This window comes from Burkholderia sp. BCC0397 (genome assembly GCF_902832865.1).
Taxonomy (GTDB): domain Bacteria; phylum Pseudomonadota; class Gammaproteobacteria; order Burkholderiales; family Burkholderiaceae; genus Burkholderia.
Genome location: NZ_CADFDL010000007.1, coordinates 197388 through 216167, shown reverse-complemented (window position 1 = coordinate 216167; position 18780 = coordinate 197388). Strand labels below are relative to the sequence as shown.

General features: G+C 64.3%; 23 protein-coding genes, 1 tRNA gene and 1 pseudogene. 15 read left to right on the top strand and 10 right to left on the bottom strand.

Going from position 1 to position 18780, the window contains the following annotated elements:
- The first annotated feature begins 10 nt into the window (after positions 1-10).
- From HWX03_RS22415 to HWX03_RS22405, 3 genes are read left to right on the top strand one after another with little or no spacing between them, the layout of a single operon-like run.
- Positions 11-1348: a nitrate/sulfonate/bicarbonate ABC transporter ATP-binding protein gene (locus tag HWX03_RS22415; RefSeq protein WP_006497149.1), complete on the top strand. Its 1338-nt coding sequence runs from the start codon at positions 11-13 to the stop codon at positions 1346-1348.
- 37 nt (positions 1349-1385) lie between these two features.
- On the top strand, positions 1386-1940 hold the full coding sequence (locus HWX03_RS22410; protein WP_175872708.1) for a tetratricopeptide repeat protein: 555 nt from the start codon (positions 1386-1388) through the stop codon (positions 1938-1940).
- Complete coding sequence (locus HWX03_RS22405; protein ID WP_175872707.1) at positions 1940-2626, top strand: hypothetical protein; 687 nt, start codon at positions 1940-1942, stop codon at positions 2624-2626. Before HWX03_RS22410 ends, HWX03_RS22405 begins: the two co-directional genes overlap by 1 nt.
- A gap of 68 nt (positions 2627-2694) precedes the next feature.
- Here the strand turns inward: HWX03_RS22405 and HWX03_RS22400 are convergent, their stop codons facing one another.
- Entirely contained in the window at positions 2695-3189 is a 495-nt protein-coding gene (locus HWX03_RS22400; RefSeq protein WP_175872706.1) for a hypothetical protein, read from the bottom strand.
- Positions 3186-3737, bottom strand: coding sequence for a hypothetical protein (locus HWX03_RS22395; protein WP_175872705.1), 552 nt, complete (start codon positions 3735-3737; stop codon positions 3186-3188). Before HWX03_RS22395 ends, HWX03_RS22400 begins: the two co-directional genes overlap by 4 nt.
- 288 nt (positions 3738-4025) lie before the next feature.
- Between HWX03_RS22395 and HWX03_RS22390 the strand changes: the two genes are divergently transcribed.
- From HWX03_RS22390 to HWX03_RS22380, 3 genes are all read left to right on the top strand, one after another.
- A complete protein-coding gene (locus HWX03_RS22390) occupies positions 4026-4235 on the top strand; it encodes a hypothetical protein (protein ID WP_082742018.1) in 210 nt (69 codons plus the stop codon).
- Between the two features lie 137 nt (positions 4236-4372).
- The gene (gene otsA, locus HWX03_RS22385; RefSeq protein ID WP_175872704.1) at positions 4373-5794 is read left to right on the top strand and encodes an alpha,alpha-trehalose-phosphate synthase (UDP-forming); all 1422 of its coding nucleotides are present in this window, start codon (positions 4373-4375) and stop codon (positions 5792-5794) included.
- Positions 5787-6383 carry an AAA family ATPase gene (locus tag HWX03_RS22380; protein ID WP_175822281.1) on the top strand — a complete coding sequence of 199 codons (597 nt, stop codon included), beginning with the start codon at positions 5787-5789 and terminating at the stop codon, positions 6381-6383. Before otsA ends, HWX03_RS22380 begins: the two co-directional genes overlap by 8 nt.
- 30 nt (positions 6384-6413) lie before the next feature.
- Here the strand turns inward: HWX03_RS22380 and HWX03_RS22375 are convergent, their stop codons facing one another.
- Both HWX03_RS22375 and HWX03_RS22370 read right to left on the bottom strand, forming a co-directional pair.
- Positions 6414-7781: an MFS transporter gene (locus HWX03_RS22375; protein WP_175872703.1), complete on the bottom strand. Its 1368-nt coding sequence runs from the start codon at positions 7779-7781 to the stop codon at positions 6414-6416.
- Positions 7782-7966: 185 nt separating this feature from the next.
- Positions 7967-8347 carry a DUF5594 family protein gene (locus HWX03_RS22370; RefSeq protein WP_175872702.1) on the bottom strand — a complete coding sequence of 127 codons (381 nt, stop codon included), beginning with the start codon at positions 8345-8347 and terminating at the stop codon, positions 7967-7969.
- Between the two features lie 156 nt (positions 8348-8503).
- Between HWX03_RS22370 and HWX03_RS22365 the strand changes: the two are divergent.
- Positions 8504-8869 (top strand): annotated as a pseudogene (locus HWX03_RS22365) (hypothetical protein).
- Between the two features lie 182 nt (positions 8870-9051).
- Here HWX03_RS22365 and HWX03_RS22360 read toward each other — a convergent pair.
- Positions 9052-9420: a hypothetical protein gene (locus tag HWX03_RS22360; RefSeq protein ID WP_175822285.1), complete on the bottom strand. Its 369-nt coding sequence runs from the start codon at positions 9418-9420 to the stop codon at positions 9052-9054.
- A 144-nt stretch (positions 9421-9564) separates the two neighbouring features.
- On the opposite strand from HWX03_RS22360, the gene eco reads away from it, so the two are divergent.
- Positions 9565-10065: a serine protease inhibitor ecotin gene (gene eco / locus HWX03_RS22355; protein WP_175822286.1), complete on the top strand. Its 501-nt coding sequence runs from the start codon at positions 9565-9567 to the stop codon at positions 10063-10065.
- Between the two features lie 39 nt (positions 10066-10104).
- Here eco and HWX03_RS22350 read toward each other — a convergent pair whose 3' ends face one another.
- The gene (locus tag HWX03_RS22350; protein WP_175822287.1) at positions 10105-10719 is read right to left on the bottom strand and encodes a TetR/AcrR family transcriptional regulator; all 615 of its coding nucleotides are present in this window, start codon (positions 10717-10719) and stop codon (positions 10105-10107) included.
- A 116-nt stretch (positions 10720-10835) separates the two neighbouring features.
- Here HWX03_RS22350 and HWX03_RS22345 point away from each other — a divergent pair, with 116 nt between their 5' ends.
- The gene (locus tag HWX03_RS22345) at positions 10836-11576 is read left to right on the top strand and encodes an SDR family NAD(P)-dependent oxidoreductase (protein ID WP_175872701.1); all 741 of its coding nucleotides are present in this window, start codon (positions 10836-10838) and stop codon (positions 11574-11576) included.
- A 60-nt stretch (positions 11577-11636) separates the two neighbouring features.
- Here HWX03_RS22345 and HWX03_RS22340 read toward each other — a convergent pair whose 3' ends face one another.
- Together HWX03_RS22340 and HWX03_RS22335 are read right to left on the bottom strand one after the other, a co-directional pair.
- Positions 11637-11969 (bottom strand): hypothetical protein, encoded by a 333-nt coding sequence (locus tag HWX03_RS22340; protein WP_175872700.1) that lies wholly within the window; start codon positions 11967-11969, stop codon positions 11637-11639.
- Between the two features lie 217 nt (positions 11970-12186).
- Positions 12187-12263 (bottom strand) — tRNA-Met (locus tag HWX03_RS22335).
- A 174-nt stretch (positions 12264-12437) separates the two neighbouring features.
- On the opposite strand from HWX03_RS22335, the gene HWX03_RS22330 reads away from it, so the two are divergent.
- On the top strand, positions 12438-13019 hold the full coding sequence (locus HWX03_RS22330) for a sigma-70 family RNA polymerase sigma factor (protein ID WP_175872699.1): 582 nt from the start codon (positions 12438-12440) through the stop codon (positions 13017-13019).
- Positions 13020-13048: 29 nt separating this feature from the next.
- On the opposite strand, the gene HWX03_RS22325 is transcribed toward HWX03_RS22330, so the two are convergent.
- Positions 13049-14101 (bottom strand): RNA-guided endonuclease TnpB family protein, encoded by a 1053-nt coding sequence (locus tag HWX03_RS22325; protein WP_174431320.1) that lies wholly within the window; start codon positions 14099-14101, stop codon positions 13049-13051.
- Positions 14102-14190: 89 nt separating this feature from the next.
- Here HWX03_RS22325 and HWX03_RS22320 point away from each other — a divergent pair, with 89 nt between their 5' ends.
- From HWX03_RS22320 to HWX03_RS22305, 4 genes are all read left to right on the top strand, one after another.
- On the top strand, positions 14191-14499 hold the full coding sequence (locus tag HWX03_RS22320; RefSeq protein WP_174431313.1) for a hypothetical protein: 309 nt from the start codon (positions 14191-14193) through the stop codon (positions 14497-14499).
- A 2-nt stretch (positions 14500-14501) separates the two neighbouring features.
- Positions 14502-14798: a 4Fe-4S binding protein gene (locus tag HWX03_RS22315; RefSeq protein ID WP_174431312.1), complete on the top strand. Its 297-nt coding sequence runs from the start codon at positions 14502-14504 to the stop codon at positions 14796-14798.
- 104 nt (positions 14799-14902) lie between these two features.
- A complete protein-coding gene (locus tag HWX03_RS22310) occupies positions 14903-15619 on the top strand; it encodes a class I SAM-dependent methyltransferase (RefSeq protein WP_175872698.1) in 717 nt (238 codons plus the stop codon).
- A 136-nt stretch (positions 15620-15755) separates the two neighbouring features.
- A complete protein-coding gene (locus tag HWX03_RS22305; protein ID WP_175872697.1) occupies positions 15756-16652 on the top strand; it encodes a DUF72 domain-containing protein in 897 nt (298 codons plus the stop codon).
- An 898-nt stretch (positions 16653-17550) separates the two neighbouring features.
- Here HWX03_RS22305 and HWX03_RS22300 read toward each other — a convergent pair.
- On the bottom strand, positions 17551-18003 hold the full coding sequence (locus HWX03_RS22300) for a hypothetical protein (RefSeq protein ID WP_175872696.1): 453 nt from the start codon (positions 18001-18003) through the stop codon (positions 17551-17553).
- Between the two features lie 99 nt (positions 18004-18102).
- Here HWX03_RS22300 and HWX03_RS22295 point away from each other — a divergent pair, with 99 nt between their 5' ends.
- On the top strand, positions 18103-18780 hold the full coding sequence (locus HWX03_RS22295) for a helix-turn-helix domain-containing protein (protein WP_175872695.1): 678 nt from the start codon (positions 18103-18105) through the stop codon (positions 18778-18780).

The window sequence follows — 18780 nt, the reverse complement described above, 5'->3', positions numbered from 1 at the left end:
GCGAAACGCGATGCACAATCCGAATGCTGTAAACGCCCCCGTCCAGACGTCCCAGCCGCCGCGCCTCGGTGAAGAGATCCTGCGCGTCGATCACGTCTGCCGCGGGTTCAACAAGACGCAGGGCGAGTTGCTCGTGCTCGACGACGCGAACCTGTCGCTGCGCGAAGGCGAGATCGTCGGCCTGCTCGGCCGCTCGGGCTCGGGCAAGTCGACGCTGCTGCGCATCATTGCCGGCCTGATCGAGCCGACCGGCGGCGAAGTGACCTATCTCGGCCAGCCGCTGCGCGGCCCGGCCGAAGGCGTCGCGATGGTGTTCCAGACCTTCGCGCTGTTCCCGTGGCTCACCGTGTTGCAGAACGTGGAAGCCGGGCTGGAGGCACTCGGCGTCGGCGCGCGCGAGCGGCGCGAGCGTGCGCTGGCCGCGATCGACCTGATTGGTCTCGACGGTTTCGAGAACGCGTATCCGCGCGAGCTGTCGGGCGGGATGCGTCAGCGCGTCGGCTTTGCGCGTGCGCTCGTCGTCGATCCGACCATTCTGCTGATGGACGAGCCGTTCTCCGCGCTCGACGTGCTGACCGCCGAGACGCTGCGTACCGACCTGCTCGATCTGTGGACGCAGGGCCGCATGCCGATCAAGTCGGTGCTGATCGTCACGCACAACATCGAGGAAGCGGTGTTCATGTGCGACCGGATCCTCGTGCTGTCGTCGAACCCGGGCCGGGTGATCGCCGAGATCAAGGTGCCGTTCAAGCATCCGCGCAATCGTCTCGACCCGGCGTTCCGCAAGCTGGTCGATGACATCTACGCGAAGATGACCGCGCGTCAGACCGGCGAAGCGACGAAGAAGGGGCTCGAGCTCGGCAGCTGGCTGCCGCAGGTGTCGACCAACCTGATGGCCGGCCTGATCGAGACGCTCGCGATGGCGCCGTACCACGGCCGTGCGGACATGCCGGAAATCGCGCGCACGCTGCACCTCGAGGTCGACGACCTGTTCCCGATCGCGGAAGTGCTGCAGTATCTCGGCTTCGCGGACGTGCGTGAAGGCGACGTGTTCCTGACGCCGCCGGGGCGCGTGTTCGCGGAATTCGGCACGCAGGAGCGCAAGCTGATGTTCGCGGATCACCTGCTGAAACACGTGCCGCTCGCCGCGCGGATCAAGAAGGTGCTGAACGAGCGTCCGGGCCACCGTGCGCCGCGTGTGCGCTTCGAGCAGGAGCTCGAGGATTTCCTGTCGGACGGCGCGGCCGAGGAAACGCTCGACGCGGTGATCGACTGGGGGCGGTACGGCGAGATCTTCTCGTACAACGACCAGACCGAGATTTTCAGTCTCGAGGATGTCGAGTCCTGAAATTGATGGAACGGCGAGATTCCTGGAACTGAATTGAATGACCGATAAGAATCCCGATTTTTCACCGATGCGCATGCGGGCACGCGGATTCGTGTCGCAGGGCCGCATCGAGGATGCGCTCGGGTTGTACGGCGACATCCTGAAAGTTGCGCCGGAAGATGCGGCGACGTATGCCGATCGCGGCACGACCTTCGCGATGATCAAGAAGACGGATCTCGCGCTGAACGATCTGAATCGGGCCATCGAGCTGGGCTACACGGATCCGTCGGCGTATTGCACGCTCGCGACGATTTACCTCGAAGGCGGTGCCTATCAGAAGTCGCTCGATTACTTCGACCAGGCGCTGAAGCTCAATCCCGACCAGCCTTTCGTCTATTTCAATCGCGCCAGGGCATACGAGACGCTGGGCGATATCAAGGCGTCGATTGCCGATCTGGAGCGCTGCCTGACTTACAACCCGGACGATGCGCTGTCCGCGAAGATCAAGGAAAGGGTGGCGCAGCTTCGCGCGTCTGTAACGGCTGTCTCCGGAGGTGAGATGTGCGGCACCCGGCCCGGAAGAATCCGGGCGAATGGCTTGGGGGAGTTGTGATGTTGAAGCGGGACAGCTTGCCGTATTCCGCGCTGCCGTCATCGTTGGCAGCGTTGATCCCCGAGACAGTTTTTCTGAAGGCGTTCGAGAATGCCGAGTCGCAAACGGTCATCGTTTGGTACTCGGACGAGCAAATCGGTCGTCAGCACGAAATCGAGTTTTCGCCGAGGCTAGGGCGTCTGCTGTCGCGCGGCGAGCGCGAAGCGCAATTTCCGCCGGAGCGTCAGATGGTGCTGCAAGACGGGATCCGCGTGCACGTAGGCAATAGGCTCGAGGCCGATACCGACGTTCGCTACGAAACCTATACCGTATACGATCCTGTGACGTCGTCGAAGCTTGCAGTCGGCGAACAGATGTTCTTTGTGCGGTTTCCGGACGAACCCGAGACGGTCGTTCGGCAGGCGATCGAACGAGCGAAGTTCCCGAATACGTATGCGGGATGGAGCGCAATCGAGCGCACTCGTTATTGGGTGGGCGTGCTGTATCGTGCGCGACGCCAGACGGGGGAGTCGGGTATCAACGAAGACGAAGCCTTCCGGCCTGCATTGTTGAAGCAGATGAGGGCGGTGGATCCTGATGTCGATGGCATGCTTGCGGCGGTGCTTGCCGAGCTGAGTCGAATGGAAATGATCGCCCCGGATGTCATGCGGGCTGCGTTCAATCGACGTACAGGCGCATCGATCTGATCGCCCGGCCACCAGTGTGCCCGATGAGCGACGCGCATTGATTGACCGATGCGCGGCGTATGGCGCGATTACTGCAAATTCCCCCACCGATCGACGGCCGGTTCCGCCGACGCCCACTTCCAGTGCGTGCCTTGCTGGCACGCATTCGCGAAATACCAGTCGGCCTTGTCGCCGTCCTTCACCGAGAACGCGAATTCCTTGCACAGCGCGAGCGCCGACGAGTACGCGCGCGTGACGCGCACTTCGCCTTCGCCGTTTTCGAGCGGCAGCGTGTTCTTCACCTTCCACGGCTTCACTTCGCCGACGGCGAGACCGCCGGCCGTCTTCGCGATCGCGTCCTGCTGGTTCTGATGGAGCTGCTTCATCGTGCGGTTGACGGCTTCGTCGGTCGCGGCCTGGACGGCAATCCCGACGCCGACGCCGACCGCCGGGTTCGCCGTGACGAGGCCGGTCGCCGCGCCGGCCAGCGCGCCGCTCGCCGCGCCGACCGAACCGCAGCCGGACAGCGCGACCGTCGCCGCGCACAGCGCGCCGACCGCCGCGATACGGATCGCGACGCTCATTGCAGCGCGCCCCAGCGTTCAGTTGCCGGTTCGGCCGACGCCCATTTCCATGCGGGCCCGTCGCGGCAGATGGTGGCGACGTAGAACGCCGATTGTGCGGCCTTGTCGCCCTTCGCCGGCGTGTCGACGGCAAACACGATTTCCTTGCAGTCGAGCGGACCGACGCTGATCATCCGGCTGACCGTCACGCGGCCCTGCTCGTCGTCCTCGATCGGGAACGAATGATGCGTCGACCACGGCGCGACGCCGCCGACGTCGAGCGGGCCGGCCGCCTTCGCGATCTGCTCCTGCGTGTAGCGGTGCGCGACGCGTTGCGTGTACTGGACGCCAGCCCGCGCGCCGGCGACGGCGCCGAGGCCGATGCCCGTCGCGACGGCGGCGTTGTTGGTGACCTTGGAGGCGATCGCGGCGCCCGCGATACCGGCGCCGGCTGTCGAGCCTTCGCTGTACAGCGAATTGCAGCCGGACAGCAGTGCGGCCGTGGCGATCACGGCCAGCACGACGCGCGCCGGCGTGGCCCGGCGCGGCGATTCGAAACGAGTGTTCATCCCTGAGTGCAAGTCCTGTCTGGGTGAGCGGCGACGCGTGCACGTCCTGATGCCGCGTCATTGTTTCGCAATTGTCATAGGAAAACTGCAAAGCTTTGACAAATCGCCGTGCGGCAGGCCGCGTGCGCGCGGGCGGCGTTATTGTCGGATAGATGATCGACGAGGGGTCGAAACGTTACAAATTGAAGGTAATTGTTACCTTCGGATGCGACCAAGCGACCTAGACTGTTTTGTTATGGAACGTTTCTACGACGGCCTCGAGCCGCGCCGCATATGAGACACCCAGCCATGCGCCGTTCGAAACGGTTGTCGCACCGGCCGCCTGACGCGGCGGCCGGCCATCCGGAAGACCGCCCGCGTCCGCAGACCGACGCGCCCTCGGCACCGCCTGCGGGCGCGCCGGACGAGACGCCGTCGGACGGCGATCACAACCAGGGTGGTGCTCGCCCGGAAGGGCTCGACTATCAACGCGACCTCGGTCAGGAGCAGGACGCTTGATACGGTCGTCGCCGCATTCCACCGCCGTTTTCATTGCAATTCTCGGAACTGAATCGCCGCGCGGCCGCCTTCGGGCCGCCGCGCCTGCTTCGGCGCGCGTCGCGCGCCAGCCAATCGAATCGAGGAGGGGAAGTCGCATGAGCAGATTGATCGTGGTATCGAATCGTGTCGCCGCCGGCGAGGACACGCGCCCGAGCGCAGGCGGACTGGCCGTCGGCGTGATGGACGCGCTGAAGGAAACGGGCGGCGTCTGGTTCGGCTGGAACGGCGAGATCGTCGGTGCGCCGGATGCCGAGCCCGCGATCCAGCGGGACGGCAACGTGACGTATGCGACGGTCGGCCTGACCCGGCGCGACTACGACCAGTACTACCGCGGCTTCTCGAACGCGACGCTGTGGCCGGTGTTCCATTACCGCGGCGATCTCGCGCGCTTCGATCGGCAGGAGTACGCCGGTTACCTGCGCGTGAACGCGATGCTCGCGAAGCAGCTCGCCGCGCTGCTGCGTCCGGACGACCTCATCTGGGTGCACGACTACCATCTGCTGCCGTTCGCGCACTGCCTGCGCGAGCTTGGTGTGAAGAACCCGATCGGCTTCTTCCTGCACATCCCGTTTCCGTCGCCCGACATGCTGCGCCTCGTGCCGCCGCACGAGGAGCTCGTGAAGTTCATGTGCGCGTACGACGTCGCGGGTTTCCAGACCGAGACCGACAAGCAGGCGTTCACCGACTACATCGAGCGGCGCGGCATCGGCGCGGCGAGCGACGACGGGATGCTGCATGCGCACGGCCGCGTCGTGAAGGTCGCCGCCTATCCGATCGGCGTGCATCCCGACGCGATCGAGCAGGCGGCCGTCCAGTACGGCACGCGCAAGCCGGTGAAGATGCTGCGCGAGGCGCTGGGCGACCGCAAGCTGGTGATGAGCGTCGACCGCCTCGATTACTCGAAGGGGCTCGTCGAGCGCTTCCAGTCGTTCGAGCGGATGCTCGCGAATGCGCCGGGCTGGCAGGGGCGCGTGTCGCTCCTGCAGATCGCGCCGCCGACGCGTTCCGACGTGCAGACCTATCAGCACATCCGCGAAACGCTCGAAGGCGAGGCCGGCCGCATCAACGGCCGCTTCTCGCAGCTCGACTGGACGCCGATCCAGTACCTGAACCGCAAGTACGAGCGCAACCTGCTGATGGCGTTCTTCCGGATGTCGCAGGTCGGCTACGTGACGCCGCTGCGCGACGGGATGAATCTCGTCGCGAAGGAATACGTCGCGTCGCAGGATCCGGCCGATCCGGGCGTGCTCGTGCTGTCGGAGTTTGCGGGCGCCGCGGCCGAGCTGACCGGCGCGCTCCTCGTCAATCCGTACGACCTGTCGCAAATGGCCGAGGCGCTCGAACGCGCGCTGTCGATGCCGCTCGCGGAGCGGCAGGCGCGTCACGACGAGAACCTCGCGCGGCTGCGCGAGAACGACCTGTCGGTCTGGCGCGATACGTTCGTCGCCGACTTGCGCAGCGTCGCGGCAGCGGCGTCGGTCACGCAGCGCGCGGGCCGGCGGGCTGCGCATGCGTGAGTGCGCGCCGGGTGCCGCCGGTAGCGACGACGAAGCGGCCGACGACACGACCGGCCGCTTCTTCGTCGTGACGGGCGGCCCGGGTTCGGGCAAGAGCACGTTGCTCGATGCGCTCGAGCGCGCCGGGTTCGCGCGCTCGCAGGAGGCGGGGCGGGGCGTGATCCGCGACCAGGCGGCCGTCGACGGACCTGCGCTGCCGTGGCGCGACCCGGCTGCGTTCGCCGAGCTGATGCTGAGCTGGGAGATGCGGTCCTACCATCTCGCGCGGCAGGCGCGCGGGCCCGTGTTCTTCGACCGCGGCGTGCCGGACGTGATCGGCTATCTGAAGCTGACCGGGTTGGCGGTACCCGCACACGCGGAAGCCGCGGCGCGGCGTTTCCGTTATCACCGGCGCGTGTTCATCGCGCCGCCGTGGCCCGACATCTATGCGCAGGACACCGAGCGCCGGCAGGATTTCGCGGAAGCGGTGCGGACCTATGACGCGATGGTCGATTGCTATACGTCGTATGGCTATCGGCTGATCGAGTTGCCGCGCGTGAGCGTGAAGGCGCGCGTGCGCTTCGTGATGGATACGCTCGACGCCGCATGACGCCTGCCGCGTGTGCGGCGCGCGATGGTGTCAGGCCGCCGTGTCCGGCTGCGGCGACGCGATGCGCAGCAGGCTGACGACCGCGGCCACCGCCGCGAACACCGTGGCGACATAGAGGGCGATCGTCGGCCCGCGGTCGGGCGCGAGCCCGAAAATCAGCGCGACGAGCGCGGCGCCGAGCGTCTGGCCCGTCAGGCGCGCGGTGCTCAGCATGCCGCCGGCGCCGCCGCTGCGCTCGCGCGGCGCCGACGACAGCATCGCGCGGTTGTTCGGCGATTGGAACAGCCCGAAGCCCGCGCCGCACAGCGCCATCCGCCACACGATGTCGACCGTGCCCGGGTGCGCGCCGATCGTTGCGAGCGACAGCAGCCCGGCGGCAAACAGCGCAAGCCCGATCCCGCCGAGAACGCCGGCCGAATAGCGGTCCGACAGCACGCCCGCGAGCGGCGCGGCGAACACGATCACGAGCGGCCACGGCGTCATGTAGAGGCCCGTCTCGACCTGCGAGAACCCGAGCGAATTCTGCAGCCAGAACGGCAGTGCGACGAACGCGAGCATCTGCGACGTGAACGACGCCGTCGACGTGTAGACCGACAGCGCGAACATCGGGATGCGCATCAGGTCGACCGGCAGGAGCGGCGCCGGCTGCGACAACTGACGCTTCACGAAGAAGTAGCCGACCACGCATGCGATGGCCAGTTCGGCCGCGACGTACGCATGGCCTTCGCCGTGACCGAGCCCGTCGACTGCCGTGATCAGCAGGCCGAACACGCACGCGTTCATCAGCGCGCTCGGGAAGTCGTACGGCGCGTCGTGCAGCGGGTTGGCCGGCAGCGCGCGCAGGCTGCCGAGCACGGCCGCGATGCCGATCGGCACGTTGACCGCGAAGAGCCACGGCCACGACGCGAACGACAGGATCGCGGATGCGACCGTCGGCCCGATCGCCGACGACAGCGCGACCACCATCGCGTTGATCGACAGCCCGCGCCCGAGCATCGACGACGGGTAGATCATCCGCACGAGCGCCGCGTTGACGCTCATGATGCCGGCCGCGCCGAACCCCTGGATCACGCGCATCACGGCCAGCATCGGCAGCGAGCCGGCGAGCGCGCAGCCGAGTGACGCCGCGGTGAACAGCGCGAGCCCAGCGATGTAGATGCGGCGATAGCCGATGCGTTCGCCGAGCGACGCGAGCGGCAGCAGCGTGATCGTGACCGCGAGCTGGTACGCGTTGACGATCCAGATCGACGCGGCGTCGGACGCGTGCAGGTCGCGCGCGATGGTCGGCAATGCGACGTTCGCGATGGCGCCGTCGAGCACGGCGAGCGTGATGCCCAGGGCGACGCAGACGATCGCCCAGTAGCGTTGCGGAAGCGGCAGGCCGGTATCGGCGTTCATGACGGGAGCGAGAGCGTGGTTGTCCGTGTGCCCGCTTGCCGGTTGCGTGCGCAACCATGTGCAAGGGTGGCGGCGGCGATGAACGGCCCGGCCGGCGCGGCTGCGCCGGCACGGGGCCGGTCGAGTGTATCACCGGGCCGCATCGCGCGACGCCGCGCCGCACGGTGGCCGGCGGGCGCGCGCATTCAGCCTTCGAAGTCGAGACCGCCGAGCCGCACGAGCGGGGTGGCTTGCGTGCGCGACGCGAGATCGATATCGCGCGCGCCCTGCCATGCGCCGAGCTTTCTCGGCAACGCGGCGAGGTAGTGCTCGAAGCGCTGCGGGCCGTCCGGCTCCATCAGCCGCTCTATCTCGTCGGTGTCCCACGTCAGTTCGAGATTCAGCGGATGCACGAAGCCGCTCACGTGTTCGTGCGGTGTGCTGCGGATCTGCACGCGCGTCGGGTGCCCGTGCCCGCCATAGGGGACGACATCGGTCTGCACGTGATCGGCGAAGACCGCGGCGATCGCCTGCGCGATGCGCGGCGCGAATTCGGTATCGAAACGGCGGGCGGTTTCGGGCTGCATGAAGGCGTCTCCTGGATGCCGAAAATCGTAGCACGGCGACGACGCGTTTCGGCGGGTGCGATACCGGTAATCGCGCGTTACCACTTGCTGCATCTATTACGGCCGCGGACCGCCACAATGCATCGCATCCAGTACCACTTCGCGTGGGAGTCCATCATGAAAAAAATCGCCGCAGTCTGTGTCCTCGCCGGTTCGCTCGCGGTGGCGGGGCCCGCGTCCGCGCATGGCCGCGACGGCGGCGCCGTCATCGGCGCGCTGATCGGCGGTGCGGTGCTCGGCGCGATCGTGACGTCCGCGATGAGTCCGCCCGTCGCGTACCAGGCGCCCGTGTATCAGGCACCGGCCTATCAGCCGCCGACGTACTACTAGGCACCGGCCTATCAGCAGCCGGCTTATCCGACCTACCAGCAGGCGCAGTACCAGGACGACGATGGCCCGAACTATTGCTACGACCGTTATCAGCGCGCGTACGTGTGCGGAGCGCCCGTGTCGCGCGGCTATGCGCAGCCGGCCGGGTGGTAAGCGGCACGCGTATGACGAGTGGGCAGGTTAGCCATTGCATCGGCGAACCTGCCTGACTCCCGGTAGGGCGGACGACAAAAGGCCCTCGCGGTGATGCGAGGGCCTTGGTCTTTTGGCGGTCGTCTATCGGTTCGTACCGATCGCGTATGAACCGTACGCGGATACAAACGGTTGCAATTGCGTCAATGGCGATGACCGCCGCCGTTGCCCTGGCCGCGTCCGCCGCCGCCGTCGTTCCAGTCGGCGCGGCGTCCGTCGCCGCGGCCCCAGCCGCCGTGACGGGCGCGCTCGCTGCGGTCGCGATCCCAGCCGCCGCGGTCGTGATCCCAGCCGCGGCGATCCCAATCGCGGCGCCCACGGTCCCAGTCGCGCCCGCCGCCACCGCCCCAGATATTGACCGTGCCGTACACCGGCGACGGCGCGTAGGCCGGGCCATACGCGTAGCCCGGATCGGAATAGTAGGTCGATCCGTAGCCGTATCCGGCGTCCGGACCGACGACGCAACCGGCCAGCAGCGTGGCGACGCCGGCGGCCGCAATGAGCTTCAGCATGATGTTCTCCGTTGATTCCCGTATAAGTACCGCGCGCGGGGATTGCCGGCTGTTTGCAATTGTGTCGTCAAATTACAGCGTCGTAAGGTCTTGCGACGAAAGTGTTAGCATCCAAAGCCTATTTTGTTTATCAGGAGCATATCGATGAAATTCGCGATCCGGGCCGTCCTGGCCGCCTGTTGCGTGACGACCGCCGCCGCCTGCGCGGCAGGGCCCGCATCGGCGCCCGCCGTGCCGGCCGAGTCGATCAAGATGTTCCCGCAGCCGGCGGCCGGTCAGCAGCGCGCCGTGATCGCGCTGCCCGCGCTCGAGAATGAAGGCGACGCACGCGTCGAACTGATGATCGGCAAGACACTGCAGACCGATTGCAACCAGCAATGGTTCGGCGGCGAACTGACCGCCGAGGACGTGAAGGGCTGGGGCTATCCGTACTATCGGCTGACCGACGTGAAGGGGCCGGCATCGACGCTGATGGCCTGCCCGGGCCAGGCGCCGCAGCAGCGATTCGTGCAGGTGCGCGGCGATGGCCAGCTGCTGCGCTACAACAGCCGTCTGCCGCTCGTCGTGTACGTGCCGGACGGCTTCGACGTGCGCTACCGCGTGTGGCATGCGTCGAAGGACGTGCAGCACGCCGTGACGCAGTAAGGCAGCGGCGCACGTGCGCGGGTTTTCCGCGTTGCGCCGTTATCCGCCGCTCGCGCCCGCGAGCGCCGGCCACGCGGCCAGCGCGGCTTGCGCGACCGCTTCCAGATCGCGACGGCTCGCGCCGTCGCGCGCCTGAATCGACATCCCCTGTTGCACCGTCACGTAGTAGCGCGCGATTGCGTCGAGGTTCGCGCGCGCGGAGATTTCGCCGGTTGCAACGCCCTGGGCGAGCCGCGCGCGCAGCGCGGCGACCGTTTGCTCGCGCATCGCGATCAGCGTTTGCCGGACCGTGTCGGACCGCTCGGCCGGATGCAGCGCCGACAGCACGATCAGGCAGCCGGCCGGTTTCGACCGGCGCGTGAACACGCGCGCGGTCTGCATCAGGTAATTCTCGACTGCGTCGTGCGCACTGGCGGCCTGTTCGACGCCGTCCCAGATCTCGCGCCCCTCCGTTTCGCGGTAGTGCTCGATCGCCTGCCGGAACAACGCTTCCTTGCTGCCGTACGCCGCATACAGGCTCGGCGATGCAATTCCCATCGCGGCCGTCAGGTCGGCCATCGACGCCCCCTCGTAGCCGAGGCGCCAGAACACCTCCATCGCGCGATCCAGCGCCGCTTCCTTGTCGAAGCTTCTCGGTCGGCCCCGTTCAGCCATGACGTTCGTTCCTTCGTCGATATCTGTATCGATCGATAAAATAATTCAATTGACAGCGCCGCGCAACCTGCCACATTCTGTGTCGGTCGTTACATAAATGACCAAAAGGAGCTTTCATGAATCGACTTCAGGGCAAGCGCGCACTCGTCACGGGCGGCAGTCGCGGCATCGGCGCGGCCATTGCGAAACGGCTGGCGGCGGACGGCGCGGACGTCGCGATCACTTACGAGAAATCGGCGGAGCGCGCGCAGGCCGTCGTCGCCGACATCGAGGCGCTGGGCCGCAGAGCCATTGCGATCCAGGCCGACAGCGCCGATCCGGTTGCCGTGCGCAACGCGGTCGATCGTGCGGCGGAAGCATTCGGCGGCCTCGACATTCTCGTCAACAACGCGGGGATTTTCCGGGCCGGTGCGCTAGACGACCTCTCGCTCGACGATATCGACGCGACGCTGAACGTGAACGTGCGCGCGGTGATCGTCGCTTCGCAGGCGGCGGCGCGCCATCTCGGGGAGGGCGGACGCATCGTGTCGACCGGCAGTTGCCTCGCGACGCGCGTGCCCGATGCGGGGATGAGCCTCTATGCGGCGAGCAAGGCCGCGCTGATCGGCTGGACGCAGGGGCTCGCGCGCGATCTCGGCTCGCGCGGCATCACGGTCAACATCGTGCATCCGGGATCGACCGATACCGATATGAACCCGGCCGATGGCGAACATGCCGATGCGCAGCGTTCGCGGATGGCGATTCAGCAGTACGGCAAGGCCGACGACGTGGCCGCGCTCGTGGCGTTCGTCGTCGGGCCGGAAGGGCGGTCGATCAACGGGACGGGGTTGACGATCGACGGCGGGGCGAATGCTTAAAGGCCGATGCCCGGCGTGAGGGAGCCGGGTAACGGTGCGTTCGTCTTTCGTCGCGGTTCGTTATTGGCAGCCGAGGCGCAGGTGCTCGGTTTCCAGGTCGGCCCGTTTATCGTAGGCGTGCAGTTCGTTGCGCGGCTTGCCGTCCGGGCCCATCCCGCGCACGACTCGGTGGCCGCGATCGGGCGAGTGCGTGACCGCGTCGATGCCGGCGGCCAGTTCCCGGCAGCGGGCATTAGAGGCAGTGCTTTCCGGGCGCGGGGCTGCCGAGGCAGTGACGTTGGCGATGCCCGGGCTGACGTAGCGTTGCTTGGCGGGGGCCGTGCCGGTGTCGGCGGCGTTGGCTGTGCCGGTCATCGCCGAAAGGGCGGCGAGCGCCGCGATCGTTCGAATCATTGGTGAAGTCCGTGTGCTGAACCGAAGAAGGTTCGGAATTCTACGCAACGTTCGGCGCATGTCTGCGGCGAATGGGCGAGGTTCGGTCGCGTGTCGCACGTCGTGGTGAACGCGCGATTGCATCGCCGTTCGTATGCTGCAGCTGCGCTGCACGCGCAAGCAACATCCCCTGGACAACAAAAAGCCCGCTTGCTTTCGCAAAGCGGGCTTCGGCATTTGGTTGCGGGGGTAGGATTTGAACCTACGACCTTCGGGTTATGAGCCCGACGAGCTGCCAGACTGCTCCACCCCGCGGCGCGAAGTGTACTTCGGGTTGATGCTGGGAGTCAATCGATTCGTGCGAATACCGGTGGATGCCACATCGGGCCTGTTCGTTGAAACCCCTGCAACGCAGCGAAGCCGACGCGTACAGCCGCAAATTTTTCGCACTCGCCACAATATTCGCGCGCCTGAAACGTCTTCAGACGCATGGAACCGCCACCCACTTCGCAAACGATGACCGACTCAGACCGCGACATCACTGCGACTGTGATGCGTGAACGAACGAGGCTAGGGAATTTTATTCGGCGCCGGATCCGCGACCCGGACGATGCCGAGGACGTTCTGCAGGATGTGTTTCACGAATTCGTACAGGCTTATCGACTTCCTGCGCCAATCGAACAGGCGAGCGCGTGGCTGTTCCGTACCGCGCGCAACCGCATCATCGATCGTTTTCGCAAAAAGAAGGAGCAGCCGCTGACCGATCTGCTCGATGCCGAGGACGAAGCGGACAGCGAGTATCGCCTGGATCTCGCGCTACCGGCACACGATGCCGGCCCCGAGGCCCTCTACGCTCGCACGCTGCTGCTCAAGGCGTTACAGGATGCGCTCGACGAGTTGCCGGCGAATCAGCGCGAGGTTTTTATCGCGCACGAACTGGAAGGGCTGTCCTTCAAGGAGATGGCCACGCAGAGCGGTGTCGCGCTCAATACGCTGCTCGCGCGCAAACGCTATGCGGTCCTGCATCTGCGCGCTCGACTGCAACCCATTTATGACGAACTGGATATCTAGAGGAGTCGACGGTTGACGTCCTCCGCTCCCTAAAGGGAGAGGATTCCCACATCTGGCGATGCACGTCCGCATCGGAGAATGTTCAACGCAGCGTTGGTATCTCGATCATGCTCGACACCACAGCCACCACAAACCCACTCTCTTATTCTCAGTCCCGCGATACCTTTCGGCCGCGTCGTGCTGTCTTTCGACCCGCACGACGAACAGGACTGGGTCGAACCGCTTTCGTCGACTTCGTCGAACGTGACTCCGTGCGCGATCGCTTTGTAGCGGAGCTTGTTTCGGAAGGACGACCAGGACGCGTCGTAGACGCTTTTCGCCATCCTGGTTCTGGCGAGTTTTGCGGCCGACACGTTGCCAACCGCGATGTAATCGAAGCGCCGCACCAGATCGAGCGCGAGCTTATGCTGGAAATCGGCGCGGGCATTAGCGATCTTGGCGTGCAGCTTCGCGATATGTCGCTTGTGCTTTCGCGCCCGTTGCGCTTTCGCGAGTTTCTCGGCCGCGCATCGACCGAACCGATCGTTAGGCAGCTTCTCGCCGGTCGAAAGTGTGGCGAAGTCTTTCAGGCCGAGATCGATGCCCACACCGGAACGGATCGGGCGGGCCTGCACATCAGGCATCTCGATCACGATGTTGAGAAACCAGTTGCCGCGTGCATCCTGCGCAAAGTTGGTCCCGTCCTTGATCTTGCCTTCGGGAAGCGGTCGGCTGTTGAACACGCGGAAGATGTTGCCGGCGAAACGGAACGCGTCACCCTCGCGCTTCAGGTCACGCCCCTTCAGCGGCACCCAGCCCAGCGATCTCATGCCGCGATAGCGCAGGTAGGGGCGTCGGTGCTGACTGCGCGACTTCGCGTATTGCTCGCATATTGCGTTGACCGTGCCGGAGTGAATACCGAGTTCCTTGCTGCTGCCGGTCGTCAGCACGTTCAGGTCGAATCCTGTAGGCCACTTCTTGCCCCACTTGAGCGCGTGCTTCTGCGTGTCGTTGCAGAAGTTCCAGACGTAGTTCACCGCACGGTTCTGCTTGTTAAGCAGTCCGTTGAGCGACTTCACCCGGTAGCGATAGACAAGGATCATGCCGGCCATTTTAACTGTGGAATGCCGCTGTCAAACAGCGGCGCTCCTTTCCTCCCCGTCCTGAAGGACGGGGTTTCTCGGAGCAACTGATGAATTTTCGAATCAGATGTGCGGGCAAAGCGTTGCTCGTGGTGGTCGCCATCGGCGTGCTCGGATGGGTCGTCATGATGCTGTGGAACTGGGTGATTCCAGCGCTATTCGTCGGCGCCCGGACGATCGACTTCGCCCATGCGCTGGGCTTGCTCGTGTTGAGTCGCATCCTGTTCGGCGGATTCCGCGGACACCGCGGCTGGCACGGCCGGCGTCACTGGCGCAAGTGGGAGGCCATGACGCCCGAAGAACGCGAGCAATTCCGGGCCGCATGGCGATCGCGCGGCAAGCGGCCTACCGAGGAGTGAACATGCACGAGAAATCAACAGCCGACTGCAAGCAGAAGGCGGGCGTGATTGCGCCGGTCGTCAATCTGAAACGTTGCGAAGGGAAGGGGGATTGCGTGACCGTTTGCCCTGAAGACGTGTTCGAGATCCGACGCATCGATCAGGCCGATTACCTCGATCTTAGCCTGATGCATCGGTTGAAGCTGCGCGTGCATGGAATGAAGGTCGCGTACACGCCGAATGCGGACGCGTGCAGATCATGCGGGCTTTGCGTGACGGCGTGTCCTGAGCGCGCAATTACGCTTGCGCGACGGGCATAGCATCGTCCGTGCTTGCCGATGATGAACGGCGGCTCGGGGCCTGACGACGGATTGGCGGTTGCTGCATACGCCGTCCAAGTGATCAACCTCATCAGGGAACCCACTTGACTCCAACTACTCATGTTCTTCTGCAACGGCTTCATGAAGAAAGCCGGAGCGAAATCATTGCCCGCGCTCTAGCGCAGTTCCAAGGGCCGCACGAGGCGTTTCCGACGCTCGTCGACGAATACGAAACACTCGCCCCTCGGTTGCGAGGGCGTTTTCTCGAAACGTTCGGCTTGTTCACCGAAGATTTCGAGTCATCGGCAGGCAGTCCTCTATCGTTAGCCGTGTCAGCGGAAACGGGAAGGTTCCTGCGCAACATGGTGCTGGCGCAACGGCCGACCAGAATCCTTGAGCTCGGCAGTTCCTGCGGCGTGTCGACCCTGTATTTCGCCGACGCGCTGCGTACGTTCGGCCGTGGCGTCGTCATCGCGACCGAAGGCGATGCGCTCAAGTGCGCGCGTTTGCGGGCGCACGTCGAAGCAGCGGGCCTGGATGCCTATGTCGACTTGCGGGAGGGCGATGTATTCGAGACGGTTGCCGAATTGGACGGTACCGTCGACATGGTGTTTATCGACGTATGGGCAGATGCCTATCTGAAGCTGTTCAAGCAGATCGAGCGCCTGCTACGACCGGGGGCGGTTGTACTCGCCGACAACATGTACACGGCCGAGGACGCCGTTCGACCGTACAAGCACTACCTCGACGCAGATCCGCGGTTTTCGACCACGACGCTGGATTTTGAGTCGGGGGTGGAGTTTACGGTTGTTGTTGCGTAAGGGGGCTGGTGAATCCGGGAGCATAGAGCTGGACCCGTCCCCCGGAACATGCCCTACAGCACGACGGCCTTTCCGTGTAGCCAGTATATTTCGCGATAAGCTGCGGCAGTCAAGATCCGATACGGGGGCGACGGCCATGTCGATTCTCGTGGGTACGGCTTCGTGGACCGACAAGACGCTGATCGAGTCGGGTGCCTTTTATCCTCCCGGTTGCAGTAGCGCCGAGGCGCGCCTGCGCTACTACGCCAGCGTTTTCCCGGTGGTCGAGGTGGATTCGTCTTACTACGCGATGCCGAGCGCCAGCAACAGCGCGCTGTGGGTCGAACGCACGCCGCCGGGATTCGTCTTCGACATGAAGGCGTTCCGACTCTTCACCGGCCACCAGACCGAGCCAAAGTTCTTCCCGAAGGATCTGCAGGGCGAACTTCCGAGCACGGGAAAAAAGAACCTGTACTACAAGGATGTGCCGCCGTCGATCATTGAGGAACTGTGGTCGCGCTTCTTCGAAGCACTGCGCCCGCTGTACGAGGCGGGCAAGCTCGGGGCGGTGCTGTTCCAGTTCCCTCACTGGGTGACCGCGGCGCCGAAGTCCCTCGCGCACGTCGAGCACTGTGCGGAGCGCATGCAACCGCTGCTGACCGCGTTCGAGTTTCGGCATGAGAGCTGGTTCGACGACAAGCACCGTGCGTCGACGCTTGCGATGGAGCGCGCGCGCGGAATCGTGCATGTCATCGTCGATGCGCCGGAAGGCGTGACGAAGCGTGTGCATTCGGTGTGGGAGGTGACGTCACCCGACCTCGCGATCGTGCGGCTGCATGGCCGCAATGCGTCGACCTGGAGCGGGTCGGCGTCGGTGGCCGAGCGGTTCAACTATGAGTACAGCGAGGAGGAATTGCATGACCTCGCTGGACCGATCATGGATGTGGCGGGGCGCGCGGCATACACGCATGTCATGTTCAATAACTGCTACCGCGACGTCGCGCAGCGTAATGCCGGAACGATGAGGCGTCTGGTCGAGACCGTCGCATCATGATGCATATTGATTCACACGTTTTGTCGGAGGCCGGGGCGGCGGCCTTTGCCCGTTCGATCTCCATCGGCTTTTCCTTGTCGGTCAACGCGTGCAGCGTATTGAACCGATAGCGGCTTATCTATCGGTAGTCCAGCCGACGCCGGCGCGCTGGCGAGCCTACTAGCCTTGGGGAAAGGCGGGGTTGAGGGCGAGCCTTCAGCCGCCCCGCCACGGGCCGTTGGATGATCGATTGATACGGACACTCTCCCGTCCTCTATGGCAGACCGGAGCGCGGCTACGGGATCGCCGGTGAGTGACCCGGCTAGTCCCAAGTCTCGGAGATAGCCAACGGCCCCTGTCAGTAGTCCAGAGTATTTCGGCCAATGGAGCATCAATTCTGAGACGGCTGCCCGCTGTTCCGCGGATCGACTTACTCCACCGTTGTTAGACAACGTGGCTCGCTTCCCAGACCCTATATCGATAGTCACTGACGCCATGCGACTGCTCTCCGATTCCGATCGATATACATCATACGATACCGGGAGGGGTCGCCCTTTTGGCTTCGCGGAACAGGAGGTGAGTGGAAGCAATTCGCTGCTACGCCAAACTCGGCGAAGAGATTTGTCGCGTAAGGCTGGGATGGGGTATCTCTGGTCCCCGACAGAATTCATGCCTGTATAGGTGATTTGGGATCTACGGTTGGCGATCCCAGAAAGACCCCCAGAACAACCCCCAGGTGATTGCGATAGAGGGTGCCATGTCAACGTAAAATCGAATCGAGTGCGAATATCGGTTCGAGCGGGGCTGCGTGAGCGCCGCCTTCGACGTGATGTCGGGGAGGCGCGGCTACTAGCGTCGGCCAAGCTCGGTGACGATGTTGCTGCTGCGCCGGTCTTGCCGGCACAGCATCGATTCCGATTTAACCGAAGTGTACGTCTTTCGGTGAGAACTCTTTCTGGAGCTGATTTGCTTCAGACGGCGCATTGCGCTCGATAGCGGCCCAGACTTCATCGTTGAAGCGGCCGTCTATACGCGCATACTCCAACGTGTAAATCAATTCGATGCGGTTTGCTTTGTAGCCCCCGAATTTGTCTTCGAGGTGGTAGAACTCGATTGCAGTGAAGTCGCCTTCATGCTCGCGGTCGTCGACGTATTTGAGCACCTCGTCCATGAAGTCGGCCTGGACGGAATAGACTTCCGCGAACGGGTCGCCCCCATGCTTCTCTCTCATGCTGTCTTCGTGAAAGATCGGAGCGAGGCGGTTGAAGTACGCGAACGCGAGAGCGCTATCAAAATGTTCCGGATTTTGGATATAACCGATCAGGAACGATTGACGCTTGAGTTCATATAGTGCGACGAGTTGCTGGTCCATGTGTGTTTTTCTCGGCGAAATTGACCCTGCGGTGGGCCACTCATTCTAGTACGGCCTGACGACGTATGGCGTGACACGCCTAACTGATGGACATATCTGATGAGTGATACGAGCAAGTTTGATCATTTGGTGCGACGGCTTCGTGCTCGCGTGGAGCGTAGCGCGAGTCGCGAGCAGTCGCTCGACTGGAAGGCCGCAAATGCGATCGACCATCTGCAGGCTGAATGCGCGAGGTTGGTGGCCGAAACGCGGTCATTGCGGAGAGAGATGGGGGAAGTAGAACGACATGCCGCCGCTGCGCCCGCGCAACCTCCGATGGATGCCGGAGTGCCGGAATCGCTTGCAGCGTCGACGGCGCCGGCTCTTGGCTTGCAAGAAGCAGCGGACTTGCTCAACGTCTCGTACTCAACCGTTTTTGCGAATAGGCGAGCCCTGGGATTTTTCCAGGTTGGGCGCCAGTGGCGTATATGGCCGGAAACGCTGCGGGAGGAAATGGAACGGCGAACGAAGAAACCGAGTTCCAAGCCCCCTGGCATTGACCCGAGCCTGCCGCCTGATTGGATTCCGCCTCTTCGACCGCAGACGTTGTCGCCGTCCGCTCGGCAGGCGGAGAAGGAGTTGGATGCCCTACTGAAATCATTGAAGCCTGCGGCCAAGCGCCGGCAAAACGCAGCAAGGCTTCCCGATCCGATACCCTCTGCACGACAGGCAGAGATTCGTGCAGAGTATGAGAAGCTGATCGGCCTCCCGCCGAAAAAATCGCGAAAGAAGACCTGA